Origin of the sequence: Bariatricus sp. SGI.154 (assembly GCF_050313795.1) — a bacterium.
Lineage (GTDB): Bacteria > Bacillota > Clostridia > Lachnospirales > Lachnospiraceae > CAMBRQ01.
This window is the reverse complement of the sequence record NZ_JBNPMC010000049.1, coordinates 1-25,720: the sequence shown is the minus strand read 5'-3', so window position 1 is coordinate 25,720 and position 25,720 is coordinate 1. Positions and strand designations below refer to the sequence as shown.

The 25,720-nt window shown below is 43.5% G+C and carries 25 protein-coding genes; 7 read left to right on the top strand and 18 right to left on the bottom strand.

Annotated features, from left to right (window positions below):
• Positions 1-97 precede the first annotated feature (97 nt).
• From ACQRBN_RS15985 to ACQRBN_RS15965, 5 genes are all read right to left on the bottom strand, one after another.
• Positions 98-1,030: an AEC family transporter gene (locus ACQRBN_RS15985; RefSeq protein ID WP_427740044.1), complete on the bottom strand. Its 933-nt coding sequence runs from the start codon at positions 1,028-1,030 to the stop codon at positions 98-100.
• Positions 1,030-2,661 (bottom strand): CvpA family protein, encoded by a 1,632-nt coding sequence (locus ACQRBN_RS15980; RefSeq protein ID WP_427740042.1) that lies wholly within the window; start codon positions 2,659-2,661, stop codon positions 1,030-1,032. Before ACQRBN_RS15980 ends, ACQRBN_RS15985 begins: the two co-directional genes overlap by 1 nt.
• Before the next feature lie 51 nt (positions 2,662-2,712).
• Positions 2,713-4,158, bottom strand: a complete 1,446-nt coding sequence (locus ACQRBN_RS15975) for a TrkH family potassium uptake protein (RefSeq protein WP_427740041.1) — start codon at positions 4,156-4,158, stop codon at positions 2,713-2,715.
• A 17-nt stretch (positions 4,159-4,175) separates the two neighbouring features.
• Entirely contained in the window at positions 4,176-5,549 is a 1,374-nt protein-coding gene (trkA, locus tag ACQRBN_RS15970) for a Trk system potassium transporter TrkA (protein ID WP_427740040.1), read from the bottom strand.
• Between the two features lie 109 nt (positions 5,550-5,658).
• Positions 5,659-7,734 carry an elongation factor G gene (locus ACQRBN_RS15965; RefSeq protein ID WP_427740039.1) on the bottom strand — a complete coding sequence of 692 codons (2,076 nt, stop codon included), beginning with the start codon at positions 7,732-7,734 and terminating at the stop codon, positions 5,659-5,661.
• A 352-nt stretch (positions 7,735-8,086) separates the two neighbouring features.
• Here ACQRBN_RS15965 and ACQRBN_RS15960 point away from each other — a divergent pair, with 352 nt between their 5' ends.
• Together ACQRBN_RS15960 and aroA are read left to right on the top strand one after the other, a co-directional pair.
• Positions 8,087-9,175, top strand: a complete 1,089-nt coding sequence (locus ACQRBN_RS15960; protein ID WP_427740038.1) for a prephenate dehydrogenase — start codon at positions 8,087-8,089, stop codon at positions 9,173-9,175.
• On the top strand, positions 9,165-10,463 hold the full coding sequence (gene aroA, locus ACQRBN_RS15955; RefSeq protein ID WP_427740037.1) for a 3-phosphoshikimate 1-carboxyvinyltransferase: 1,299 nt from the start codon (positions 9,165-9,167) through the stop codon (positions 10,461-10,463). Before ACQRBN_RS15960 ends, aroA begins: the two co-directional genes overlap by 11 nt.
• Positions 10,464-10,649: 186 nt before the next feature.
• Here aroA and ACQRBN_RS15950 read toward each other — a convergent pair whose 3' ends face one another.
• The 12 genes from ACQRBN_RS15950 to nuoE all read right to left on the bottom strand — a co-directional run bounded on the left by ACQRBN_RS15950 (position 10,650) and on the right by nuoE (position 21,613).
• Entirely contained in the window at positions 10,650-11,195 is a 546-nt protein-coding gene (locus ACQRBN_RS15950; protein ID WP_427740035.1) for an AAA family ATPase, read from the bottom strand.
• 125 nt (positions 11,196-11,320) lie between these two features.
• Entirely contained in the window at positions 11,321-11,461 is a 141-nt protein-coding gene (locus ACQRBN_RS15945; RefSeq protein ID WP_427740034.1) for a hypothetical protein, read from the bottom strand.
• Between the two features lie 452 nt (positions 11,462-11,913).
• Complete coding sequence (locus ACQRBN_RS15940; RefSeq protein ID WP_427740032.1) at positions 11,914-13,086, bottom strand: SpoIIE family protein phosphatase; 1,173 nt, start codon at positions 13,084-13,086, stop codon at positions 11,914-11,916.
• A gap of 1 nt (position 13,087) precedes the next feature.
• A complete protein-coding gene (locus tag ACQRBN_RS15935; RefSeq protein ID WP_427740031.1) occupies positions 13,088-14,800 on the bottom strand; it encodes a [Fe-Fe] hydrogenase large subunit C-terminal domain-containing protein in 1,713 nt (570 codons plus the stop codon).
• The gene (locus tag ACQRBN_RS15930; protein ID WP_427740045.1) at positions 14,797-15,063 is read right to left on the bottom strand and encodes a (2Fe-2S) ferredoxin domain-containing protein; all 267 of its coding nucleotides are present in this window, start codon (positions 15,061-15,063) and stop codon (positions 14,797-14,799) included. The genes ACQRBN_RS15935 and ACQRBN_RS15930 overlap by 4 nt, the downstream gene beginning before the upstream one ends.
• 7 nt (positions 15,064-15,070) lie before the next feature.
• Entirely contained in the window at positions 15,071-15,613 is a 543-nt protein-coding gene (locus ACQRBN_RS15925; RefSeq protein ID WP_427740030.1) for a hypothetical protein, read from the bottom strand.
• Positions 15,610-16,062, bottom strand: a complete 453-nt coding sequence (locus ACQRBN_RS15920; RefSeq protein ID WP_427740029.1) for a nucleotidyltransferase domain-containing protein — start codon at positions 16,060-16,062, stop codon at positions 15,610-15,612. Before ACQRBN_RS15920 ends, ACQRBN_RS15925 begins: the two co-directional genes overlap by 4 nt.
• 526 nt (positions 16,063-16,588) lie before the next feature.
• Positions 16,589-18,331 carry an NADH-dependent [FeFe] hydrogenase, group A6 gene (locus ACQRBN_RS15915; protein ID WP_427740028.1) on the bottom strand — a complete coding sequence of 581 codons (1,743 nt, stop codon included), beginning with the start codon at positions 18,329-18,331 and terminating at the stop codon, positions 16,589-16,591.
• A gap of 15 nt (positions 18,332-18,346) precedes the next feature.
• Entirely contained in the window at positions 18,347-20,137 is a 1,791-nt protein-coding gene (gene nuoF, locus ACQRBN_RS15910; protein ID WP_427740026.1) for an NADH-quinone oxidoreductase subunit NuoF, read from the bottom strand.
• A gap of 19 nt (positions 20,138-20,156) precedes the next feature.
• A complete protein-coding gene (locus tag ACQRBN_RS15905) occupies positions 20,157-20,531 on the bottom strand; it encodes a (2Fe-2S) ferredoxin domain-containing protein (protein WP_427740025.1) in 375 nt (124 codons plus the stop codon).
• A 26-nt stretch (positions 20,532-20,557) separates the two neighbouring features.
• Positions 20,558-21,115, bottom strand: coding sequence for an ATP-binding protein (locus ACQRBN_RS15900; RefSeq protein ID WP_427740024.1), 558 nt, complete (start codon positions 21,113-21,115; stop codon positions 20,558-20,560).
• A gap of 3 nt (positions 21,116-21,118) precedes the next feature.
• Positions 21,119-21,613: an NADH-quinone oxidoreductase subunit NuoE gene (nuoE, locus tag ACQRBN_RS15895; protein ID WP_427740023.1), complete on the bottom strand. Its 495-nt coding sequence runs from the start codon at positions 21,611-21,613 to the stop codon at positions 21,119-21,121.
• A gap of 282 nt (positions 21,614-21,895) precedes the next feature.
• On the opposite strand from nuoE, the gene ACQRBN_RS15890 reads away from it, so the two are divergent.
• The 5 genes from ACQRBN_RS15890 to ACQRBN_RS15870 are packed head-to-tail and all read left to right on the top strand — an operon-like array spanning position 21,896 to position 25,129.
• The gene (locus tag ACQRBN_RS15890; RefSeq protein WP_427740021.1) at positions 21,896-22,240 is read left to right on the top strand and encodes a DRTGG domain-containing protein; all 345 of its coding nucleotides are present in this window, start codon (positions 21,896-21,898) and stop codon (positions 22,238-22,240) included.
• Positions 22,241-22,245: 5 nt separating this feature from the next.
• Positions 22,246-22,668 carry an ATP-binding protein gene (locus ACQRBN_RS15885; RefSeq protein WP_427740020.1) on the top strand — a complete coding sequence of 141 codons (423 nt, stop codon included), beginning with the start codon at positions 22,246-22,248 and terminating at the stop codon, positions 22,666-22,668.
• A 19-nt stretch (positions 22,669-22,687) separates the two neighbouring features.
• Positions 22,688-24,070, top strand: coding sequence for a [Fe-Fe] hydrogenase large subunit C-terminal domain-containing protein (locus tag ACQRBN_RS15880; protein WP_427740019.1), 1,383 nt, complete (start codon positions 22,688-22,690; stop codon positions 24,068-24,070).
• Between the two features lie 4 nt (positions 24,071-24,074).
• Positions 24,075-24,404, top strand: coding sequence for a hypothetical protein (locus tag ACQRBN_RS15875; RefSeq protein WP_427740018.1), 330 nt, complete (start codon positions 24,075-24,077; stop codon positions 24,402-24,404).
• On the top strand, positions 24,401-25,129 hold the full coding sequence (locus tag ACQRBN_RS15870; protein ID WP_427740017.1) for a PHP domain-containing protein: 729 nt from the start codon (positions 24,401-24,403) through the stop codon (positions 25,127-25,129). Before ACQRBN_RS15875 ends, ACQRBN_RS15870 begins: the two co-directional genes overlap by 4 nt.
• On the opposite strand, the gene ACQRBN_RS15865 is transcribed toward ACQRBN_RS15870, so the two are convergent.
• Positions 25,094-25,582: a precorrin-2 dehydrogenase/sirohydrochlorin ferrochelatase family protein gene (locus ACQRBN_RS15865; protein ID WP_427740016.1), complete on the bottom strand. Its 489-nt coding sequence runs from the start codon at positions 25,580-25,582 to the stop codon at positions 25,094-25,096. The genes ACQRBN_RS15870 and ACQRBN_RS15865 overlap by 36 nt on opposite strands.
• Positions 25,583-25,720 lie beyond the last annotated feature (138 nt).

Here is a 25,720-nt window from a genome sequence, read left to right as displayed (position 1 = left end):
TTACGGATTGTAGGCGACTGGAGCCGATACTGAACCACCCCATCTCCCCCTCTATGCCGTACACTCTCAAACAACTCTTAAAGAACTAAATTCCCACTTAGAACATGGACTCATACAACAACGTAATCAACGGCATGGTCGCAATACAAAACACGACAGACATCACATTAATCACACTGGCATATTTTGCATCCCGATTATAAATCTGTGCAATCTGAGTAATCATGGCTGCCGCAGGTGCTATGGTCGCCCAGAGAACAACCAGCAGAATATACTCTGTATCATGATGGAATCCCATATGCCCAAGCGCCGCAAACGAGAACGTTGCGATCAGGGGATACGCAATTAATCGAAGGAAACAGATCAGATACACTCTCTTCTGCCTGAATACCCACAGAAGGTCAACATTGCCAATCACCATACCAATTACAAGCATACTGGCAGGGCTTATCATGTTGCCGAATCCACTGATACAACTATCAATCACCACCGGAAGCCTGATCTCTGCCATAAAAAGAATTAGACCTATCACCGTAGCAATAATATTGGGATTCAGGAATATCTTCTTATAATCCTTTTCATGCCCACAGTTCACAAGACTCACTCCATGTGTCCACACAAGCACCGTCTGCACTGTAATAAATGCAGTCGTGTAGAATACCCATTTCTCTCCAAGCACAGTTGACACTAATGGAATAACCAGATATCCGGAATTCGTGTATATAATGGATGCCTTCTCGATACTGTTAAGCCCCAGCGGCTTCTCGAGCAATCTGGTAAGAACTATCATCGCAGCATGCACAACAATGGATACGAGCACTGCCATCCCAAGTCCCTGTATCTTATCCTGCGTCAGCTCGATCTGGAACGAATTAATGATGGTACATGGAGAGAAAATATATACAACCAGGTTGGATACAACTTTACTGTCTTCTGTTTTGAACAATCCTATTTTTACTATTACATAACCAACAGCCATGGTTAAAAACATGGCTGTGATCTGTTCTGCTAATAATATGCTTAATTCCATTACTCTTCTTCTGCTTTCTCCGTCTGTCCTTTTTGAATCTCCAAAGACATCACTGTATTGGCTTTCTTATCCTCTTTATACTCCATGGTAATCTCCTGTCCCACCTCGCAGCGGACTACATCGATAAAATCAACAACCGATATATCAAATATATCCTCTGATTCTTCCACCATGATATAGTAATGAGAAGTTCCCTCCAATACCGCCTGGGCAATCTTCGTAATCTTGCCTGTAATCGTCTTCACTTCTCGCGTATCTTCTTCTACCTCTTTGACTCCATTGCTTAGCAGAAGTTCCAGGTAATTATCCTCACATTGGCTCACACTATCACCAATCGCAACGATCTGATACTTTTGAACATTTACCATCGCATATTTCTTCACAAGTCCCGCATCATCTTTCAGAGCAATGAAATACGTCGGCTCATCTGCAATATTTAAAAGCAGCGGAAATGTCGCCGTATATTTCAGATTCTGCACCTGTCCTTCTGCCGAAGACATGGCTGATGCCTCTGTAGCACCTTCCACTTTATAATACTTTGTCTCCATAGTCCTCTGATTCGATAATACGAAACCAACGTTCGACTGATCGCCGTTCACAGATGTCACACCAGTGTACATCCATACATCATCATCTAATGCCAAGTAGTTGTAGCCATCCGTCGTCTCCAGACAGTCCTTCTGGCTTAAGACACTGTTGAAAAATCCATGCTTCAGTGTTCCATAATAATCAAACAACTGTACCAATAGATCCGCTGAATAGGCACGATCCACCCACTCCGGAACATTTTCTATCTTATAGGTCTTAGTATCTCCGGTGATAGCATTACAAAGCACCACCTTGCCAACCGTCTCGCCACCGAACAGACCGATGTTAAACTTCTTCACTGGTGCAATCCAATATGGAACCCCATTGTCATCAATCTCAAAACTCAATTCTCCGTATATATAAGTAGGATGTGCAAAACGTAGATGACGATAGATATTCCGATTAAAATGCTCACTGGTCGTATACTTGATTCCTTCCTCCAGTTTCACAAGTTCCGTCGTCTGAGTCGCCATATTGATCCGGATATACGCAGGAATTCCATTGGAACGGTTGGTAAACCACTTAATCAGATTCGCATATCTTAGAGGTGATACTCTGACCGGATTATCCTGATAATTAATCTGACTGTAGATATTATCCACCTCAAACTGCGACACCATATCTACCATGCTTCCCATCTTACGGTCGCCAAGAATCTCTGCCGTATCCTTATCCAGAAGAGGGATCTTGTCAAAAGAAAGTTCTTCTATATCCTCCGTGAATTCGCCTTCCTCTACTTCCATCAGTTTCTGATATTTCTTCGCATTAATGATTGGTGATGACAGCAGCGCTCCTACCAGATAGATAATTCCAAGCCCCAGAATCACGACTCCGAAGCCCTTCATGATCTTACTCTGAGTCAATTCTTTTTTGCCAAGTTTCTTACGTACCGCATAGACAACAGCCAGAACTGCCAGTAAAAAGATTACAAAAAACCATGTATCCGAAGAATGGATATTCACTGCAGGTAATGCTGCATAATAATAGATTCCTGCCGCTAATATCACGATAATTGCAATTAATAACTTTCTTTTCCCTTTCATAATACCTCCATTTCCTGAATATGATCATCAATCTGCCAAAGCAATTGCCACTTAAAACTTCCTGTTCCATGCTGACACAGTGAACAACATTAAGAATGGGAATATCTCCAGTCTTCCTGCCAGCATATCACAACAGAATATCAATTTTGACAATGGCGAGAAATCCGCAAAACTTCCATTCGGCCCGACGGCTCCAATTCCAGGTCCAACGTTATTCACGGTTGTCAGAACCGAACTGAATGTAACACCAAAGTCCATATTATCAAGTGACACTAACAGTACTGATCCCATGATAAGTCCCATGTATGCCATCATATAGATATACAGACTTCTTAAGATATCCGGTCCCACTTTTTTGCCATTTACCCGGATAATGCTAACCGCCTTCGGATGTACCAGTTGCATAATCTCTCTTTTAATACATTTTAACACCATCAGAACCCTTGCGACTTTAGCGCCGCCTCCGGTCGAAGACGCACAGGCTCCGATTACCATCAGGAACAGCAGAACACACTGTGAGAACATCGGCCATACCGTATAGTCCGCTGTCGCATATCCAGTCGTCGTAATCACAGACGCCACCTGGAAGATCGCATATCGGAATGCTTTGAGCGGATTCGGATACTGCGAACTGATATTCAATGTAATCGCCGTAGCTGCCGCAAATATGATCAACAGATATGCTCTTAATTCCTCATTCTTCCACACTGCTTTGCGATCACCAAGCAATAGGAAAAAGTATAGATTGAAGTTTACACCGAATAGTATCATGAATATCGTGATCACACTATCTATATAAACACTGTTAAAATGTCCGACACTGGCAGCATAGTTCGCGAATCCGCCTGTTCCTGCCGTTCCGAAGGAAAAAATCAGGCTGTCATACAGATTCATGCCGCCAAACATCAATAGAATCACTTCGATTGCTGTCATCCCCAGATACATACCATAAAGAATTCTCGCCGTAGATGAACTCTTTGGCACGAGTTTATCCTTCTCCGGTCCCGGAACCTCAGCTCTCATCAGATGCATGGAACTCTTCTTATCCAATGTTGTCAGAACCATAACAAATACCAGCACTCCCATGCCGCCTACCCAATGGGTAAAACTTCGCCAGAATAACATCCCTTTCGGCAGCGCCTCAATATCTGTCAAAATCGTAGATCCCGTTGTTGTAAATCCAGATACCGTCTCAAAGACTGCATCCACATAATTCGGAATACTCCCCGACAGCGAGAATGGCAATGCTCCAAATAATGACCACAGAATCCAGGCACCAGCGACAATGATCATGCCTTCTTTTCCATAGATTGTTCTGTTTTCAGGTCTCTTAACTCCCGTTAACAGATAAACTACGCACAGAATTGCTGCCGGGACCAAAAAAAACACTCCGCTAAACTCCTGATAAATAAGGGCTACTGATGCCGGAAGCAAAAGAAGCACAGCCTCGACTCCCAGCATCTTACCCAATATATATCGTATCATTTTCGTATTCATAACCTTTTTCCCGTCTCCTATGCAAGTATATCCGTAAATTTATTAATGATATGATCTTTCGTAACTACAATCACGCTATCGCCAACCTCCAGATGGTCATCTCCACCTGGAATAATAATCTTTCTCTTTCTGCCAATGCAGGCAATCAGATGATTCGGCTTTGTCGGCAGATCTTTCAAAGGAACATTCGTAAAACTACATTCCTCTTTAATAATGAATTCCATCGCTTCTACTTTGCCATTCAACAGACGATAGATCGTCTCAACATTCGCGCTGCTGTAAGAATTCCTTCTTGCTCTTACATAATTCACAATCGCATCTGCCGCCGCACTCTTTGCTGATATAATACTGTCAATTCCAAGCCCCTCCACCATCTGTGCCCTGGAATCCTCATTGACCTTCGCAATAATCTTGTTCACACCTTGGGTCTTTGCAAATAAAGATGTAATAATATTCTCCTCATCCATTCCAGTCAAGGCAACAACTGCATCCGCCTCCCGGATTCCTTCTTCCAATAACAAATCATGGTCTGTTGCATCCCCATGGATGATTGTGGCTTTCGGCAATGCCTCACACAGATATTCGCATTTCTCCTTATTTTTTTCAATAATCTTCACCTGCATACCGATCTGGATCAACTGGGACGCAAGATAGAAGCATACATTGCCGCCACCGAAGATTAACACCTTCTTTACCCTTACTCGCTTACGTCCTACGGATTTGAAGAACATCTCCAGTTCCCGATGCCCCGCCGCAATGTGCAGACGATCATCCTTCCGCAAAACAAAATCACCATCCGGTATGTAGATTTCATTCCCTCTCTTAACAGCACACACCAGAATCTTGATCTGAAACTTCTGGTAGATCTCTACCAGAGACAGCCCCTCAAGAAGACTTTCCTCTCTCAAGACATGTTCTACCAGTTCTACCCTTCCCTTCATAAAGGTCTCTACCTTGCTTGCTGCAGGGAACAGAAGGATTCTGGCTATCTCGTTCGCCGCAATCAATTCAGGATTAACTACCATACTTAAGTGCAGGTCTTCCTTCAATATATCAATCTGCCTATAGTAAATCGGATTGCGCACTCTCGCTATCGTATGCCTCGCTCCTAGCCTCCTCGCCAGCAAACAACTTAACATATTCATCTCATCTGTTGAAGCACATGCGATCACCAAATCCGCATGTGGAACATCTGCCTGCTTCTGAACCTCTACATCCACACCATTTCCAGTAATGCAGAAGATATCCATCTGATTAAGTGCTTCTTTTAACTTTCCTGCATTCTGATCAATTAAAACAATATCGTAATCTTCTTCTGACAATTGGAGAGTCAACTTATGTCCTACTTTTCCATCGCCAATTATTACTATCTTCATTTTCCTGATCCTCATCCATATCTCTCTGTATTTTTATCCGCTTTTATTACAGCAAAGAGATTATAGCACTTTTGTCTTAAGAAAAAAAGCCCTTACGGGCTTTTCTTCCAAGTTATTATTCTGATTATTCTTCTGCTGCTCTCTTCGCAATCTCTGCTTCCTGAACATCAGATGGAGCCTGCTCATAACGTGCGAATTCATAAGAATACGTACCTCTTCCCCCTGTCATAGAACGAAGTACTGTACAGTATCCGAATACACCTGTCATCGGAATATCCGCAACAATCTCCTGATATCCGCCTGCGATTGGATTCATACCAAGCACACGGCCACGGCGTTTATTCAGATCGCCCATGACATCTCCGGTATAATCATCCGGAACCACAACCTTAATAGAAGCGATTGGCTCTAACAGAACCGGTCCTGCCTCCATGAAGCCTTTCTTGAATGCCTGGATTGTAGCAGTCTTGAACGCCATCTCTGAAGAATCTACCGGATGGTAAGATCCATCGTACAGAGTTGCCTTCACGCCAACTACCGGATATCCAGCCAAAGGTCCCTTAAGCACGGATTCCTGAAGACCTTTTTCTACTGCCGGGAAGTAGTTCTTCGGAACAGCACCACCCACTACAGTCTCTTCAAATACATACGGTGTCTCAAGATCACCGGAAGATGTGAACTTCATCTTAACATGACCATACTGTCCATGTCCGCCGGACTGTTTCTTATACTTCGTATCTACATCGGATGACTTCTTGATCGTCTCGCGGAATGCAACCTTTGGAGTCTCTAATGTGACTTCACATTTATATCTCTCTGCAAGTTTGCTTACTGCAATCTCCAGATGCTGATCACCCATACCATAGATCAAAGTCTGACGGTTCTCACTGTCATTAACCACCTTCAGGGTTACATCTTCAGCCATCATCTTCTGAAGCGCCTGGGATACCTTATCTTCATCCCCTTTATTCTTAGTTGCATACTTCATATATGTATATGGTTTGGAATACTCTGTCTTACCGAACAGAACCGGAGTACCCTTTGCGGAAAGGGTATCACCCGTCTTAGTATTAGCAAGTTTTGCAATGGCTCCGATATCACCTGCAAATAACTCGCTTACTTCTGTAGGCTTATTTCCAACCATTGTATAGATCTTTCCAAGTTTCTCGTCTGTCTCTGTATCTGCATTATAGAGGACATCTTCTCCCTTCAATACACCAGAGCAAACTTTAACGAAAGAGTATTTTCCAATGAATGGGTCTACCATCGTCTTGAATACGTATGCGGATTTTGCCTTGGCAAAATCATAATTTGCCTCATAGATCTCATTAGTCTTACGGTTAATTCCTGCACACTCTCTCCAATCCGGGCTTGGGAAGAATCTTACAATATCAGATAAGAGGTTCGCAACGCCCTGTGCCTGGATATTAGATCCCATAGCAACCGGAACGATGCTTCCTTCCATAACTTCCGTACGCATTGCAGCACGGATCTCTTCTACTGAGAATTCCTCTCCTGCGAAATAACGCTCCATGTATTCATCGCTGATCTCTGCAACTGCTTCTAACAATTTCTCACGGTAGATCTCAAGATTCGGCTTACAGTAATCCGGAATCTCGCATTCCTCTCTCTGTCCGATTCCTGTATAACGTCTTCCGGCGTTCTTAATAACGTTAACATATCCTACCAGTTTCTCGTTCTCTCTGATCGGCTGGAAATGTGGTGCGATAACCTTGCCATATCTGTCAGTCAGATCCTGTACAACCTGGCGGAAACTTGCATCATCCACGTCCATCTCTGTTACATAGACCATACGCGGCAGGTTGTACTTATCACACAGTGCCCATGCTTTTTCCGTTCCTACTTCTACGCCAGCCTTACCGGATACTACGATAACCGCTGCATCTGCTGCACTGACTGCTTCCTCAACTTCTCCCACAAAGTCGAAATATCCTGGTGTATCCAGTACATTAATCTTCGCTTTTTCCCACTCGATCGGTACTAAAGTTGTGCTGATTGAAAATTCACGTCTCTGTTCTTCTTTATCAAAATCACTAATCGTATTCCCGTCTGCAATCTTGCCCATACGATTTGTTGCTCCTGACACATAAGCCATAGCCTCAACAAGACTTGTCTTGCCGCATCCGCCATGTCCTAAGAGGACCACGTTCCTGATTTCGTCCGTTCTGTAAACCTTCATATTTTGCTGCCTCCTTATTGGTAAAATCTCATGTTTACATTGTACTAAAAAAAAAGGCTCATTACAACTCTTTTATGCATTATTTACAAATATTGCGTAACAGTTCAGCCATAAGCCGGATTGTGGGTGAATCATGCTTGCATGAATGAACACACGATCCGGCTTATGAGCGGAGCGCCTTTTTATGAGCAAAAATAGCTGCGTAGCAGCGGAGAAGCATCGTAGATGCGTTTTGCGAATGGCGCGGGTCGAACTGTTACTTGCTTTTTCACTTTAAAGCGGCATAGTATTGACAAAACGAGGCCGAACGCTTAAAATAAATTTGATTGACATTAAGGAGGCAAGACAGGAAATGAAAATTGGTTTTATTGGTCTGGGATTGATTGGCGGATCGATCGTGAAAGCGATACGGCAGTATTATCCTGACTATGAGATTGTGGCCTTTGATAAGAGTAAAGAGACTTTAGCGCTGGCAACGCAGGAGTCTATGATCGATGTGGCTGCAACTACGATTGATGATAATTTTTACCATTGTAATTATATATTTTTATGTGCGCCGGTATCTTATAATACGGCTTACCTTAAGCAGCTTACATGTTATCTTCATGATGACTGTATCCTGACGGATGTCGGAAGTGTTAAGACAAGTATCCATAAAGAAGTGGAAGCACTTGGGATTGAATCGTATTTCATCGGAGGACATCCAATGGCCGGGTCTGAAAAGAGTGGATACATTAATTCTAAAGCTATGTTGATTGAAAATGCTTATTATGTACTGACTCCGACCAAAAAGGTATCGCAGCAAAAGATTGAGAAGTATACCAGATTTGTTCAGTCGCTGCGGGCACTTCCAATTGTTCTGGATTACAATGACCATGATTATGTTACAGGGACAATCAGCCACCTTCCGCATATCATTGCAGCCAGCCTGGTGAATTTTGTCCGGGATACGGATACAAAGGATGAACTGATGAAGAATCTGGCTGCCGGAGGATTCAAGGATATCACACGAATCGCTTCCTCTTCACCAACCATGTGGCAGCATATCTGTTTGAAGAACAAAGATAACATATCTCAGATTCTTTCTGAATATATACAGACACTTGAACAGGCAAAGAATCTGATCGACACGGAAGATGAACAAGGCATCTACGATCTTTTTGATGCCTCCAAAAATTACCGCAATTCTATTCCGGAATCCTCTGCAGGACCAATTAAGAAATTATTTGCGGTATACTGTGACATTATTGATGAGGCAGGTGGAATCGCAGCGATTGCTACCATCCTCGCTTCCAACAACCTGAATATTAAGAATATCGGGATTGTACATAACAGAGAATTTGAAGAAGGGGTTCTGCGTATTGAATTCTACGACGAAAGTTCTTCCAAAAAAGCCGCAGAAGTATTGCAGAAATTCAGGTACATAGTCTATGAGCGTTAAAATAATACAGCCAACATCAAACCTTAGAGGAGAAATTCAGATTCCGGGAGACAAATCTATCTCCCATCGTTCCATTATGTTTGGTTCCATTGCACTTGGAACAACAGAAGTCACTCATTTTCTGGAAGGCGCAGACTGTCTGTCTACCATCGACTGCTTTCGGAAAATGGGCGTGAATATCGAACAACTGCCTGACCGTATTCTGGTTCACGGCAAAGGATTACACGGACTTACTGCTCCTAATGAAACATTGAACGTCGGAAATAGTGGAACTACCACCCGGCTTATGTCCGGAATTCTTGCAGGTCAAGACTTTACCTCCGTCATGTCCGGAGATGATTCCTTAAATTCACGGCCAATGAGACGGATTATGACACCGCTGAATAGTATGGGCGCACATATTACCAGCATACATAACAACAACTGCGCTCCTCTTAAAGTTGAACCAGGCACACTTCACGGTATCAACTACCAGTCTCCGGTTGCTTCTGCACAGGTGAAATCTGCGATTCTCCTTGCAGGACTCTATGCCGACGGCGAGACATTCGTAACAGAGCCTGCCTTGTCCAGAAATCATACGGAACTTATGCTAAAAAGTTTCGGCGCAGATGTATCTTCGCTCCTTCACACAGACGGCACTGCCACTGCATACATTAAACCGTGCCAGGAACTCTATGCCCAGCAGATTCAAGTGCCAGGAGACATCTCTTCCGCCGCTTATTTTATCGCTGCCGGTCTGTTGGTTCCCGGTTCAGAATTACTGATTCAGAATGTAGGCATCAACCCAACCCGCGCCGGAATCTTAAAAGTATGCCAGGATATGGGCGCCGATATCACATATCTAAACGAAAAAAATGCCGGCGGAGAACCGACCGCTGACTTACTCGTGCGATACAGCCACCTTCACGGAACTACCATTGAGGGCAGCATCATACCTACACTCATCGACGAGATCCCGATCATTGCAGTCATGGCAGCCTGTGCCGAAGGCACGACGATTATCAAAGATGCTGCTGAATTAAAGGTAAAAGAAACAAACAGAATCGACACAACCACAAAAAATCTTCAGGCAATGGGTGGCAATATTATCCCAACAGATGACGGAATGATTATTGAAGGCGGCGTTCCTCTTCACGGAGTCACTATCCAAAGCCACCTTGACCACCGCATCGCCATGGTCTTCTCCATCGCTGCCCTGATTGCAACCGACGAGACCCAGATCAACGACAGCCAATGCGTAGACGTATCCTATCCGGAATTCTACACAACGCTGGAAAGATTAAGATAACAAACAATTCATAACAGATATCCCAATACGTGAGAGAAACATCACTCTACAGAACCTAACGCCGGCAATTTCCTCCGGATGTTTTGATGTTTTAATGTTCTCTCACGTATTCTACGTTATTTACAAAATATTTTTATTGATTTTATAGACGAACTTGTTGGGAATATCGCATATTCTTAAACAAACTTACATTTTTATTTTTATTACCTCAAAATTTTTCGTTATCGGCATACTTCCGTCCACTAATATTAAAGGACACATCAGTTGCTTTTGCCAATCATCATGTTTCAATTTACTTCTCATATCTATTCCACCATCATCATAGGAAGCAGCCCAGTTAATAAATTCTACATGATTGTCATACATATCCCCACCGATATCAATTCGGGAGCCATACTTCTCTCGTTCTCTTGTCTTTAATCTTTCTAGTCTAATATTAGTATCGGTCTCAACACGAATTGCTAATGTAAATAGAGGTATTAATTCATCCCCCCAATCTACAAGGGATCCAGAGATAACTACATTATCATATCGTTCTATATCTTCTCTCATTAATTTAATTCTAGTAGAAAGATTTCGTTTTGTTGTATATGGTGGATTGGTTGGTTCCCAAAAATAATCGTCTGTATCCATAAAAAAATACCCTAGTTTTTCACTGATATATCTTCCGAGGGTAGAAGTTCCTGAACCAGAAGCACCATATATATGAATAACTTGTTTCATTAATTTCATCACCTCCATAAACTCCATTCGTCGATTTGTATGCCTATATTATGCCATCTGTATAGTATATTTCCATATATCTACTTATATCTACTTATATCGTTTTATATTACCATAAGAAATTCGGCCACTATTTAGGCGCCAAAAGGGAAGAAATCCTTATTCTTCCGTAAAAAATCTCCCAAAATCCCTTCATTAATACATTCATCCACTGCACATTCGACTGCTTCTGCAAAAGGCATCACCCGACTATACTTTCGAATTCGATTTACCAATCTTCTGTTCTCCTGTCATCAACTGTCCCCTTTTTTCTAATAAGAGGACCCTCTTCTTGCTCTTAAAATCCTCTCTGCTGTTTCAAGTTCTGTAAATTAAGCATCGGATTTTCTAAGATTATAAAATTATAAGAAAATAGAATGACTTCGTCACATAAAATATTTAGAAAATAATGCTTGCTCAAATTATAACACGCACTCCCTCAAAAGTCAGCCTCCAACGTCCAAGGAATTACCTTAATTTCTCGACACGCTTCGACATCATCACATCCCTATACTCTCCTTCACACCCACACCAGTATCTTCCCATCGAGAAAATCCACAGTGCCAGGAAGCGCCAGGCGCAAGTGGAGGAACTTAGCGATCGATGGCCGTATTCTAAGGCTTATGATACGGCCATCGACCGCTAAGTTCCTCCACTTGCGCCGTACACTTTCGACCACTACATTTTCTCAATAATACTTCACATTCACATTCTTCCCCAGATGCTCCACGCACTCCTTCAACTGCTCCACCAGGTTCATCCTGACACTTAGGTCGAACGGCAGATTGGAATTCTGATGCGCCACATTCATAGCCTTACCAACGAATAGATTCAATTCCGTACACTCTTCTATAATCAGTTTCGCTAGTTTTGCCGCTCCATTATCCGCATCCAGTTCATCAAAGAATGCCTCATCAAACTCATCCTGTTCATAGCGTTTCAACAGTCCCAATGCTTTTCCTATGGTCAGCACGCCTTCTGTCACAAGATCAAGACCTTCAATCGTAGCAGTCGGAGGAACTGTTGGATCTGCATAATTCAAGGATGTTACGATCTCTTTCTTCAGAACTCTGGCTGTGATATTCGCACTGGTACCGCCACAGACAATCTTCTTACCTTCCTGCTTCATGAAATCAAGAACCACTCTCTCATCATCTTCTTTATGCGTCGGAGGACCTGTAAATATATTGACAATCCGACGTTCTATGACTCTTGCTACCGCAACGGTGGTGTCATCTCCCGGTTTCTGACCATAGAGATCATCACATGCCTGACTCAACATGGCTGCCAGACGGGAGGCTGATAAAGTCTGCTTGGTACATTTCAGCGTATACTCCGCCATACTCTCCCACGTCCATCCAAAATTCAGCAGTTCGCCTACTCCGGCATAGATTACGCCATCACTCATCAGCACAAAGCAATCTTTAAGTTTCACCTGAAACCGGTACTCCCGAATCGTCTTTCCTTCAATCACTCTTTCCTGATATGGGTAATCCACGATCTTTCCATCCCTGACAAATACACACAGGGGATTATCGAATTCTACCAGATATGCCTCTCCGCTATGAAAGATCTGCAAAATACTAAACGTCGCGTAGGCAACTTCTCTCACCTTACAGACCGGAAGCGTCTTCGCTATCGTCTCTACACACGCTTCAATAGAAGCCCCTTCCAGAAACATGGTTCCCAGAATCTTCGAAGTCAGCGTTGCAAGAATGTTCGCTTTCACTCCACTTCCCATTCCATCTGCCAGTATCACAATCTCCGAATCCTCGGTCTTCAGCACTTCCACCTTATCGCCGCATAATTCCTCATGATGCTTATTCAGACTCTTCCAGGATATATCTACACTTACACTCATATTAATCTTCCTCTTCAAACAGAATCGAATCTCTAAGTTTTGACAAGGTTACTTTTGTCTCTGCTGTCGTCTCTCCTAACAATCCTGCAATCTCCTGGGCAACCATCATCTGTTTATCAATAACCTTCTGAGCCATCTCTACCGTCTCCATCTTCAGATTATAATGTTGTTCCTTCGCCTTTTCTTCCCTGGTAATGTCCTGATAGGTTACCAGTACAGACTCCAAGCTGTCAATATAGATGATACTCTCTACAACTTTTAATTTCATCGTGTCCAGATTCAGTTTCTTATGAATAATCTGCTTCTTTGTCGCCAGAACATCTGCAATATCCTTATCATCAATAAATTCAAAGATATAACGCTCCAATGCTTCTTCTCTGGATACTCCCAGCAGTTCCCGTGCCTTCTTATTACACTCACGGATTCGCATATCCTTATCAATAATCAGAATCATGCTAGGCGTTACATCCATTACAATATTCGACATGGATTCTGCCTGTGCAACCGCATAAGGCAGGCACATTCCTATCTCTGCCTTTTTCTGATATACTGCAATTGCCTTCGCCCTGCAGGTCGGGTATCCACATGCTCCACAGTTTAACTCATCCGCTTTCGTATATTTTCCCATTGCACGAAGCACTATCTGGAGTTCTTGAGCGGAAGGCTGCTTATCATGCACGCCGCGATCACGGAATTCTTTGTACAACACAATATTCCTTCCATCAATTCCATCTGCTTCTTCGCGATGCTTCACCTGACCTTCCAGATCCATCTTCGCCTTAATCAGGGACTGCTGCCATTTATCTGAAGCCGGTCCCTTAATACAACCACCCTCGCAGACATTTACCTCGAAAAAGCATCCGCTCACTTCTCCTTTTTCCAGTTCTGCGAATAATTCCATGCAGGCTTTCAGCCCATCTATATGTACTTTATAATACTGGTCATCCGTTATGCCTGCCAACACAGAGGTAATAACGCCTCCACTAATCGGATAAAGCTGATTGACCTTAGGACTCGGATTCCCCATAGGAAGATCTTCACACTGGTGAATATCAATCCCTTCCGTTCTCCACCATTTTACGATCTCTTCAAATGTCAAGATTGCGTCAATCGCACCTCTTACCCTCTCATCCCCGATTGCCTCTTCCTTCTTGGCAATGCAAGGACCCAAGAATACAACTTTCACATCCTCACCGTAGATATCCTTAATCAAACGCCCATGTGCAATCATCGGCGATACCACCGGAGCCATCATCGGTGCCAGAGATGGGTAGTATTTCTCAATCAGATCATTCACGCTTGGACAGCAGGTAGTTATAATATTAGGCATCTTCTTCTCTGCCAAAAGTTTCCGATACTCTCTGGTCACCAGAGCCGCACCTTCTGCCGTCTCACGCACTTCATAGAATCCCAGCCGCTTAAGCGCATCCACAACCTGTCCCGGCTTATCATATTCCAATACCCCAAGGTAAGACGGCGCAATGGATATGATCGTCTTCATTCCCTGCCTCAGATATCCTTTCACACGATCCATATCACTGGCAAATGTCTTCGCATTCTGCGGACAGACCTCCAGACAATGCCCGCAATTGATACAATGGTCTTTCATAATATGTGCCTGCTCATTCTCTACAGAAATCGCCTTCACTTCACAGTGACGCACGCATTTATAACAATGCTTGCAACTTGCATCTTTAAAATCAATTACCCTCACTTCTTTGCCTCCTCTAAGATCACCTCACGGAAGAAATCTTCTGCATCTTCCGGCTTCACATGATACACTCTGTCCCCAATCTTCACACTCACGCCCTTTGAACAGGCTCCCATACAGAAAGAACCGCTCAGCACAATCTCCGCCTCCGCTCCATGCTCTTTCACAAGCCTGGTAAATGTCTCGATTACCTGCCTAGACCCCCGCACATGGCAAGAACTCCCAATACATATCAGAACCTTCATCTCGTCCTCCTTTATTCGCACATTATTTCTATAACATTTGTCCACCAGAACTTTCCGTATATTTATCTAACAATTCATGCTTTACACAATATTCATTGATATTATAATATACATCCATTGCACCTTCACTACAATTTATCATAATCCAAATCAACTTTTGCAGATGCATTTCTCGATTAAAATAATCATGTGTAATTTCATTCCTTAATAATAATTCGCGCAAGAAAATCTCCTCTACTTCTGTCTGTTGAAATTCAAACGTATCATAACTGGTCATACAATATCGTAATGAATTGCCACCCTTATATGTTCCTTCCTCCTTCCTCATAAAAATCAACAAATCCCTAAATACTTGTGTAAAATCATTAATTTTCACCGTAACAATATCCATACAATCCATCTGCGTATCAACATCATTTGTCAGTCGATAGATTTCGCTTTTTTTAATAATTCTTTCTGCACATAGTTTCATGAATCGAAGCATTTCCTCAATCTTCATCACATTTACAGGTTCTCTTTCCACCTGCGGCTCCAAATCAAATTCTTTTAGAATCTCTTCACTGAATTTCACGTCATTATCCTCGCTTTACTTTCATCTAACTTACACTGACACTTCTCACGAAACTCAACCAGTTTCTTCGGAAAATAATCCGTAAACTGCACTTTTGACTTCAGCGGAGCACAATAAATCGGTGCCTCCACTGTTGTATCTATATAAAAAATATCACTATTAACTCCCTTAAATTTAAAATATTCTTCTAAATATGCCGATAACCGTTTATATGTCCGAAAATCTTCCGAATATATAGCAATATCTATATCACTTCGTCCTTCTTCATATCCTACAGTCAGATAACTTCCAAAGACAAAAACGTTATATCCATCCTCTCCAAACTTCTCTTCTACCTGCTTCTGCAATACCAAAAGATCACGCAAACGGCTCATTGCTTTTTCCTTTGCAATTCCATGATTCTCCACCGTCATTACTACGCCCCCTTGTTCCACATTATCTTCTTTCATTATATCAAACCGCCAATTCTATCACAAGGCAATCTGCTATAAATCTCTTTTTCTAAATCGGCTCTTACGCAAGCCCCCTGGGAGTTCAACAGCACTTGCCATAATACACAAATATTCCAGTCCCTCCTCACACAATCACCTATAGTTCCACTATACTACTGCCATATGCCCTTTACCAGCACCGCTTCCCTCGCGCTCCCACCAGAATCCCCGCTTTGTCAAGAGTCACACACGAGGAAGACAGGCATAGAGGATAGGTATGGTGGTTCATGTCCGTAGAAAAGCCGTACAATCCGTTAGTGAGAGAGAGACAGAAAATCCGGATGAATTCTGTGCCACAAGCACAGAATTCAAGAATGTCTGAGCCGAAAAATCATCAGATTTCTTCGGCGAATACATTCGATTCCTGATTTTCTGCCTCTCTTGAACTTACGGATTGTAGGCGATTGGAGTCGGATATGAACCACCATACCTATCCTCTATGCCGTCCCCTTCGCCATCCCCTCTTCATAAACTAATTCACACTCTAATTCACAGTTCTCTTCACATAAGTAGTATGCAATGTCTCATGTGCCTTATGGCTTCCCGGCTCTCCAAGATACTCTTCATACAGTTTCTTAATTGCCGGATTCTCATGTGACTTACGAATTGCTTTCGCCGCATCATTGCGATACAGTACTCCTGCACGGATTCCACGTACATCCGTAAAGTTACGCACATCGCCAGATACCTGCGGCTGTCCGCCACCGTTAACACATCCGCCCGGACATCCCATAATCTCGATAAAGTGATACTCTGCCTCTCCTGATTTTACCTTGTTCAGAAGTTCTCTTGCATTACCAAGTCCTGATGCGACTGCAACTTTGATATCCATTCCAGCCACATTATAAGTAGCCTCTTTGATTCCTGCCGTACCACGCACATCTGCGAAATCTAAGGATGCAAGTTCTTCACCAGTCAATGTCTCTACCGCTGTACGCAGAGCCGCTTCCATAACACCGCCGGTTGCACCAAAGATAACACCTGCTCCTGTGGACTCTCCCATCGGATCATCGAATGTTTCATCCGGAAGTGAGGTGAAATCAATACCACAGCGTTTGATCAGTCTTGCGAGTTCTCTGGTTGTGATCGCGATATCCACATCCGGAACTCCTGCCGCATTCTGGTCATCTCTGCCGATTTCGAACTTCTTCGCCGTACATGGCATTACACTGACAGATACGATCTTCGCCGGATCAATGCCCTCTTTCTCAGCGAAATATGTCTTAAGCATCGCACCGAACATCTGCTGCGGAGACTTGCAGCTTGACAGGTTCTCTGTCATATCCGGGAAATAATGCTCACAATACTTGATCCATCCTGGTGAACAAGAAGTAATCATCGGAAGTACTCCGCCATTCTGTACACGATGCAGGAACTCGGTTGCTTCTTCCATGATCGTAAGGTCTGCTGCCCAATCTGTATCAAATACTTTGTCAAATCCAAGTCTTCTTAACGCAGCTGCCATCTTGCCTTCTACGTCTGTTCCCATCGGATAGCCGAACTCTTCACCAAGTCCTGCACGTACGGAAGGTGCCGTCTGAACTACCACATATTTCTCCGGATCAGCAATCGCATCGATGATCTGCTGTGTATAATCCTTTTCATACAGCGCGCCTGTCGGACAGACAGCGATACACTGACCACAGGATACACAACTGGTCTCACCTAAGCCCATTCCAAACGGTGAGCCGATCATGGTAGCAAATCCACGATTATTTGGACCGATTACGCCGATTCCCTGTGTCTTCTCACAGACAGCAACACAGCGGCGGCATAAGATACATTTGTTATTATCACGAATCATATGAGCTGCAGAATCATCCAGTTCATAATGATTCATCTCACCCTCGTAGAAATGCTCGTCATCTACTCCATATTCACGGCAAAGCTGCTGCAATTCACAGTTTCCACTTCTTACGCAAGACAGACATTTCTTATCATGGTTAGAAAGAAGAAGCTGTAACGTCTTCTTTCTGGACTGGATCAACTTCGGTGTATGGGTATATACTTCCATCCCCTCGTTAATCGGATGTACGCAGGCTGCCACCAAGTTTCTGGCACCCTTCACTTCTACGACACACATACGGCATGCGCCGATTTCATTGATCTCTTTCAGATAACATAAGGTTGGTATCTTGATTCCTGCAAGGTGAGCTGCTTCAAGGATAGTAGAACCTGCAGGAGCGGATACATCAAGGCCATTGATTTTAAGATTAATATTTTCCATATTCTCCATCCTCCATTACTCTTTATAGATAGCACCGAAACGACATTTTTCCATACAAGCGCCGCACTTAACACACTTATCCTGGTTGATGATATGTGGTTCTCTGACAGAGCCAACGATTGCATCATTCGGACAGGTTCTTGCACATAAGGTACAGCCTTTACACTTGTCTGCATCAATCTTGTAGGATAGCAATGCCTTACAGACACCTGCCGGACACTTCTTATCCACAATATGTGCTATGTATTCATCTTTGAAGTAACGTAAGGTTGAAAGTACCGGGTTTGGAGCGGTCTGTCCAAGCGCACATAAGGAGTTGGACTTCAGGTGTGCTGCCAGATCTTCCAATTTATCTAAGTCTTCCATCGTTCCCTGACCATTCGTGATCTTCTCTAAGATCTCCAACATACGTCTGGTTCCGATACGGCATGGTGTACATTTTCCACAGGATTCATCTACGGTGAATTCCAGGAAGAACTTTGCGATATCAACCATACAGGTGTCTTCATCCATAACGATCAATCCGCCGGAACCCATCATAGAGCCGATTGCAATCAGGTTATCATAATCAATCGGAACATCGAAGTGCTCTGCCGGGATACATCCGCCGGATGGTCCACCTGTCTGAGCCGCTTTGAATTTCTTGCCATTCGGGATGCCTCCGCCGATCTCTTCTACGATTTCACGAAGGGTAGTTCCCATCGGGATCTCTACCAGACCTGTATTCTTAACCTTGCCGCCCAGGGCAAATACTTTCGTTCCTTTGGACTTCTCTGTTCCCATAGATGCGAACCAGTCAGCGCCATTTAAGATGATCTGAGGAATATTTGCCAGAGTCTCTACGTTGTTCAGAATCGTAGGTTTCTGGAATAATCCTTTTAATGCCGGGAACGGAGGACGCGGACGAGGCTCTCCTCTGTTTCCTTCGATAGAAGTCATAAGTGCCGTCTCTTCACCACATACAAATGCACCCGCGCCAAGACGAAGTTCGATGTCAAAATCAAATCCTGAATCGAAGATATTCTTGCCCAATAATCCATACTCTCTCGCCTGTCCGATAGCAATATTCAGACGCTCTACGGCGATCGGGTACTCTGCACGCACATAGATATATCCCTGGGAAGCGCCGATTGCGTATCCGGCGATTGCCATTGCCTCCAATACTACGTGCGGATCGCCTTCCAGAACGGAACGGTCCATGAATGCACCTGGGTCGCCCTCGTCGGCATTACAACAGACATATTTCTGATCTGCCGCATTCGCTGCCGCGAATTTCCATTTTAATCCGGTCGGAAAACCAGCGCCTCCACGTCCACGCAGTCCGCTGTCTAAGATAACCTGGATCACTTCTTCCGGTTTCATCGTCGTCAGGACAGTGCCAAGTGCCTCATATCCACGCGTACCAATATATTCTTCAATATTCTCAGGATTGATCACACCACAATTACGAAGCGCAACTCTGTGCTGTTTCTTATAAAACTGAGTCTCCTGAAGCGGGAGAATCTCTTCATTACTTTTTACCGTCTCATCATACAGAAGACGTGTTACCACTCTTCCTTTTAACAGATGCTCCGATACAATCTCCGGAATATCCTCCTCCTTCACCATTGCATAGAAGGAACCTTCCGGATAAACAATCATGATCGGTCCTAACGCACATAGACCAAAACATCCGGTCTTAACAACGCCGACTTCATTCTCTAACCCATTCTTCTTAATCTCTTCTTCTAATCTCTCTCTAATCTTCTGGCTGCCAGAGGAAGTACATCCTGTTCCACCACATACCAAAACATGCGAACGATACATAGTCTTATACCTCCTTTACCTATAAATTTTCAGCATTCAATGTATATTTGCTTACGATCTGACCTTGTTTCAGATGCTGTTCGAACACTTCCATCGCCTTTTCAGGATTCATCTTCACATAAGTCACCTTTTCTTTGCCCGGTTCTAACACTTCCACGATAGGCTCATATTGGCACAATCCGATACATCCTGTTGGTGTTACGCTGATCTTCTCTGTCAGGAATTCTTTCTGCACCGCATCCGAAAGAGCAGTGAGCACCGGTCTTGCACCGCTTGCAATTCCGCAGGTTGCCATACCTACAACCACTCTTGTCTGCGTCTCGTTCTCAGAACGGACACCGACTTTTCCTTGATTTCTTTCTCTAATCGCTTTTAATTCTTCAAGAGATTTCATAGTCTTCCTCCCTTTAAGTCATATTCTTATAATGTCTGACCGCCATCCACCTCTGCCTTATTGGTATCCAGATAATCCCTGATAAACTGTGATACCTCCGCATTCTGGAAAGACAAGTCTCCTAATATCTGCTTCATCTGCTTTGTATCAAACACGAATTCTCTGCCGTCATATGAATATCTATAATGAAAATCGATTGCTTCATTGAATACTACTAACGTATAGATTGTTGAGTTGATATCGCCCAAAGGCATCCTGTCGATATGCGACAGGCCAAATACTGCTTTTACACAGGTACCCTCATTCTCACGGGATTCAATCTTAAAACTTCCTCCCGTACTCTCTGCTGCCTGCTTAAAAAAAGGTATCCCCAAGCCCACTTTCCGAGTTGTTCTTGTAGTGTAGAATGGGTCCGTTACCCTCTTGACCTGTTCTTTACTCATTCCACATCCATTATCTCTCACTATAATTTCCAGAACGTCTTTCTTCGTGTCCGCTGCAATATCAATCTCTATGTAACTGGCATCCGCCCTTACAGAATTCTCCGCAACATCCAGCACATTCAATGCGATCTCTGTCATCATAGGCTATTCATACTTTGCCAGGATATCATCAATATCATCTACTGTAAGCCGGCCGTACACTTCATCATTAATCATCATAACCGGTGCCAGACCACAGGCGCCTACACAGCGACAGGCATCCAGAGAAAACTTGCCGTCCGGAGTACACTCTCCCCCAACGATTCCCAGTTTTTCCATCAGTTTATTGTAGATATCTCCGGAGCCTTTTACATAGCAGGCTGTACCAAGACAGACAGAGATGCGATAACGTCCCTTTGGATTCAAATTAAACTGGGAATAGAATGTGGCAACTCCATAGATCTTCTCTAACGGAATCCCCGTCTCATCAGAAATGATCTTCTGAACTTCCACAGGCAGATAGCCATAGATATCCTGCGCCCGCTGCATCATCGGCATCAGAGCGCCCTTTTCATCTTTCAGCTCATGAATCATCTCTAACAGTTCTTTTTCCTGTGCTTCTGTTCCATTGAACTGAACTGTTGATTTTTTAGAAAGCATTGTAACTTTACCTCCCTTATATGTATTATTTTTTGGTGACGTTTGTAAAAACATGTTCCATTAGTCTTCATTTTATCATACAAATTTTCAAAAATCTATAAATTTCTGTCACTAATTGTGTTAATTTTCCGACAACTTTGTTTGTTAATTCACTATCGAATTGTTAAAAAATTTTCAATTTTCCCATCTATTTTTTGTGTATTTTATACAATTTTCGGTTGAATTCTATTTTTTCGGATGCTATACTTAATAAAATAAATCTATCCACTTAAGGAGGTATTTATGACAATCGAGAGAATCAAAAACTTATTAGATGCAGATGTCCTCTACGGCAATGAATGCCTGGACCGGGAAGTCCGGTATGCATTTTCTTCAGATATGATGAGTGATGTTCTTGCCTATGCCGATGAGCATTCTGCATTAATTACGGGACTCTGCAATCCGCAGGTCGTCCGTACTGCCGAGATGCTTGACATCGTCTGTATTATATTCGTCAGAAATAAAATTCCAGACCAGAACATACTGGCACTTGCAGAAGACAAAGAGATTGTCATACTCTGTACAGGTCATGGCATGTTTACCGCATGCGGCATACTATACAGCAATGGATTACTTGGAGGTGCATAAATCAGATGGACGAAAATCTGGTATTTAACTACACCATCTCTGGCGATGACTTTACCCGCGCCGGCGAAGCCAGCAGCGATGTAAAGAACAAATTGAAGATGATGGGGCTTGACAATAATATCATACGTAAAGTCGCAATCGCCATGTATGAAGGAGAGATCAACATGGTAATCCATGCCAACGGAGGCACGATTACCGTAGAGATATCCGCAGACAATATCCGCATGATCCTTGCCGATACCGGTCCGGGAATTGCGGACATTGACAAGGCAATGGAGCAAGGCTATTCCACCGCGCCGGAAGAGGTACGTGCTCTTGGCTTCGGTGCCGGAATGGGGCTGCCTAACATGAAGAAATACTCTGATCACATGGAGATTGATTCTACCGTAGGAATCGGTACAACAGTCACGATGGATATACACATATAAACCGCTGGGAGGGAGACGCTTGAACAAATTCATTCATTCCGTACAATTAGATGAAAGCGCCTGCATAGGCTGCATCAACTGTATCAAATACTGCCCCACGCAGGCAATACGGGTACATAATGGAAAAGCCAAGATAACTCCGCAATTCTGCATCGACTGCGGCCGGTGTCTTAGATACTGCCCGCATCATGCCAAGACGGCAGTCTATGATTCTGTTGATGAGATTCAGGAATTTACATACACAGTTGCACTGCCGGCTCCTTCCTTATATACACAGTTCAACAATTTAAATAATATTGACATTGTTTTAAATGCATTACTCTTGATGGGATTTGATGACGTCTTCGAAGTAAGTGCCGCAGCGGAACTTGTCTCTGAGGCATCCCGCACTTATATTCAGGAACACGAAGCAGATGCTCCCTTTATCAGTACGGCATGTCCCACAATCGTAAGACTTATCCGTGTTAAATTTCCGACACTGATTCCAAGGCTGCTTCCTCTGAAGCCGCCTGTGGAAGTGGCTGCTGAGATTGCACGAAAAAGAGCCATAGAAAAGACAGGATTAAAATCAGAAGACATCGGTATCTTCTTCATCTCTCCCTGCCCTTCAAAAGTTACTTATGTAAAATCACCTCTGGGCATTGAAAAGAGTGAAATCGACAAGGTACTTGCAATCAAAGAAGTCTATCCGATTCTGCTGAAGCATATGACTCATGATGAATCAAAACTAAAACCACTCTCCATGTCCGGACGCATCGGAATCGGCTGGAGCAATGCCGGCGGCGAGTCCGCCGGATTGATTACTGATAATTATCTTGCCTGTGACGGTATTATGAGTGCGCTGCGAGTCTTAAGCGATCTGGAAGACGAGAAATTCCACGGACTGAAGTTTGTAGAACTGAATGCCTGCAATGGCGGCTGCGTAGGCGGACCTCTGACCGTAGAGAATCCATACGTTGCTACTGCCAAATCCAAGCAGCTTCATAGAGATCTGCCCGTAGCCAGAACCCACTCTGACGATTCAGACGACTACAAGGATCTTGATTATCAATGGTCTTCCTATGTGGAATATGAACCTGTTTTCCGGCTTGGCAAATCCTTCCGTGAAAGTTTTGAAATGATGGGACTGATCGAAGAACTGACCGAACAACTCCCAGGTCTGGATTGCGGTTCCTGCGGCGCCCCGACATGCCGGGCGCTGGCAGAAGATATTATACGCGGGGATGCAACGAAGAACGACTGTATCTACGCATTCCACGAGTATATTAATACTTTATCAAAAGATATCTTCTTCCTGACACAGTCCTTACAACTGAGCGGCAATCATTCCAGTGAATCCATGGATCTGCTGGAAGATTATATCTACAAACTTACAACTGAATTAGATAAAAAGGAGCGATAATGATATGACTATACAGACATTAATTGATGCTGGAATATTTTCACTTAAAGTAACTGGAGATCCCTCTAAGAATATCTCCAAGGTATTCTGCTGCGATCTTCTAAGCATCGCCATGAGCAAGGCTCCTGCCGAGGGTGCATGGGTCACTGTCATGGGCAATAAGAATACGCTTGCAGTTGCCTCACTTACGGACATCTCTTGCATTATCCTGGCAGAAGGAATTCAATTATTGCCAGACGATCTTGCCTGTGCCGAAAGGGAAGGAATTACCGTCTTTACAACCGACCTTCCAATCTTTGATGCCGCCCTTAAGATCCAGGAGTTATTCGCATGATCCCCCTGTATTATGATCTGCATCTGCACTCCTGCCTGTCTCCTTGCGGCGATGATAACATGACTCCTGCGAATATTGTGGGTATGGCGGCTATCAAGGGGCTGGATGTGATTGCACTGACGGATCATAATTCCTGCAAAAACTGCCCGGCAGTTATGAAACACGGAGAAGCATATGGCGTAACCGTAATCCCCGGAATGGAACTAACCACTTCTGAAGAAGTTCATGTAGTCTGCCTATTCCCTACGCTGGCAGATGCAATGGCTTTTGACAGTTATGTCTATGACCATATCCTTCCGATTACCAACCGGGAAGATATCTTCGGCAAACAACAGATCATGGATGAGAATGACGAGATAACGGGCACTGTGGAACGACTGTTAATCAGCGCTACCGATATCTCTTTTGACCATGTATTCGAATTAGTCGAATCCTACCATGGCATTGCATATCCCGCCCACATTGACAAATCTACCACAAGCATTCTATCTAATCTGGGCTTTGTCCCACCGGACAGTACCTTTTCCTGCGCGGAGATTCATTCATATAAGGAACTTCATCGTATACAAAGGGAACATCCTTATTTCCTGAATTGTAATATCATCAGTAGTTCGGATGCTCATTATCTGGAGGATATCAATGAGGCTTATTATCAGATATATGTGGAATCACGAGAGATTGGGGATATATTAGGGAGTATCGTTCGGAAGCGAGAGCGGGGATAATGAATCCAAGGCATTCTCTATCTGCTCTCGTACCTGTCGGGCCTCGCTATGACTCAAGCCGCTGGAAGTTATACCGACCACAAGGTTCTCCTTCTTAACAACTCCTGGAAAATAAAAATCACATAATTCCTTCTTATGCGCAGCATTTACCAATATTCCTCTCTCATGGCAATCTTCTACAACCTGTTCATTACACTGCGCATCATCTGTTGCAGCCAGCACCATATCAGCACCCTGGAGCATCTCTGTATGATATGATGTTTCCACCCATTGAATACGTGCTGCTTCATATAACTCTCTGATTTCTTTTGTAATCTCAGGTGCCACCACCAGAATATCCTCAGCAAAACCAAGAAGCGTCTCCACCCTTCTCTGAGCAATCTTCCCTCCGCCAACTACAACTATTTTTTTTCTGGATATATCTACAAACATAGGGAAATATGGCTTCATCATACTTTCTCTCCTTGCCCTGATCTTTTTATTATAATCTCAATTTTACCTGCTTTTCATCATAACATATGCATCTTAAAATACAAGCCCTATTTGACACCCGCAGCCTCCTATTGTATACTCGAATCAGAATAATTAGTT

Bases quoted from the DNA above. Each gene is read 5' to 3' on its own strand.
- ACQRBN_RS15985 (WP_427740044.1), bottom strand. From the start codon at position 1,030: ATGGAATTAAGCATATTATTAGCAGAACAGATCACAGCCATGTTTTTA.
- ACQRBN_RS15885 (WP_427740020.1), top strand. From the start codon at position 22,246: ATGGACGAAAATCTGGTATTTAACTACACCATCTCTGGCGATGACTTT.
- ACQRBN_RS15950 (WP_427740035.1), bottom strand. From the start codon at position 11,195: ATGAAATTAATGAAACAAGTTATTCATATATATGGTGCTTCTGGTTCA.
- ACQRBN_RS15870 (WP_427740017.1), top strand. From the start codon at position 24,401: ATGATCCCCCTGTATTATGATCTGCATCTGCACTCCTGCCTGTCTCCT.
- ACQRBN_RS15875 (WP_427740018.1), top strand. From the start codon at position 24,075: ATGACTATACAGACATTAATTGATGCTGGAATATTTTCACTTAAAGTA.
- ACQRBN_RS15865 (WP_427740016.1), bottom strand. From the start codon at position 25,582: ATGATGAAGCCATATTTCCCTATGTTTGTAGATATATCCAGAAAAAAA.
- ACQRBN_RS15960 (WP_427740038.1), top strand. From the start codon at position 8,087: ATGAAAATTGGTTTTATTGGTCTGGGATTGATTGGCGGATCGATCGTG.
- nuoE (WP_427740023.1), bottom strand. From the start codon at position 21,613: ATGCTTTCTAAAAAATCAACAGTTCAGTTCAATGGAACAGAAGCACAG.
- trkA (WP_427740040.1), bottom strand. From the start codon at position 5,549: ATGAGGATCAGGAAAATGAAGATAGTAATAATTGGCGATGGAAAAGTA.
- ACQRBN_RS15920 (WP_427740029.1), bottom strand. From the start codon at position 16,062: ATGAAAGAAGATAATGTGGAACAAGGGGGCGTAGTAATGACGGTGGAG.
- ACQRBN_RS15905 (WP_427740025.1), bottom strand. From the start codon at position 20,531: ATGAAATCTCTTGAAGAATTAAAAGCGATTAGAGAAAGAAATCAAGGA.
- ACQRBN_RS15965 (WP_427740039.1), bottom strand. From the start codon at position 7,734: ATGAAGGTTTACAGAACGGACGAAATCAGGAACGTGGTCCTCTTAGGA.
- aroA (WP_427740037.1), top strand. From the start codon at position 9,165: ATGAGCGTTAAAATAATACAGCCAACATCAAACCTTAGAGGAGAAATT.
- ACQRBN_RS15890 (WP_427740021.1), top strand. From the start codon at position 21,896: ATGACAATCGAGAGAATCAAAAACTTATTAGATGCAGATGTCCTCTAC.
- ACQRBN_RS15975 (WP_427740041.1), bottom strand. From the start codon at position 4,158: ATGAATACGAAAATGATACGATATATATTGGGTAAGATGCTGGGAGTC.
- nuoF (WP_427740026.1), bottom strand. From the start codon at position 20,137: ATGTATCGTTCGCATGTTTTGGTATGTGGTGGAACAGGATGTACTTCC.
- ACQRBN_RS15900 (WP_427740024.1), bottom strand. From the start codon at position 21,115: ATGATGACAGAGATCGCATTGAATGTGCTGGATGTTGCGGAGAATTCT.
- ACQRBN_RS15940 (WP_427740032.1), bottom strand. From the start codon at position 13,086: ATGAGTGTAAGTGTAGATATATCCTGGAAGAGTCTGAATAAGCATCAT.
- ACQRBN_RS15915 (WP_427740028.1), bottom strand. From the start codon at position 18,331: ATGGAAAATATTAATCTTAAAATCAATGGCCTTGATGTATCCGCTCCT.
- ACQRBN_RS15980 (WP_427740042.1), bottom strand. From the start codon at position 2,661: ATGAAAGGGAAAAGAAAGTTATTAATTGCAATTATCGTGATATTAGCG.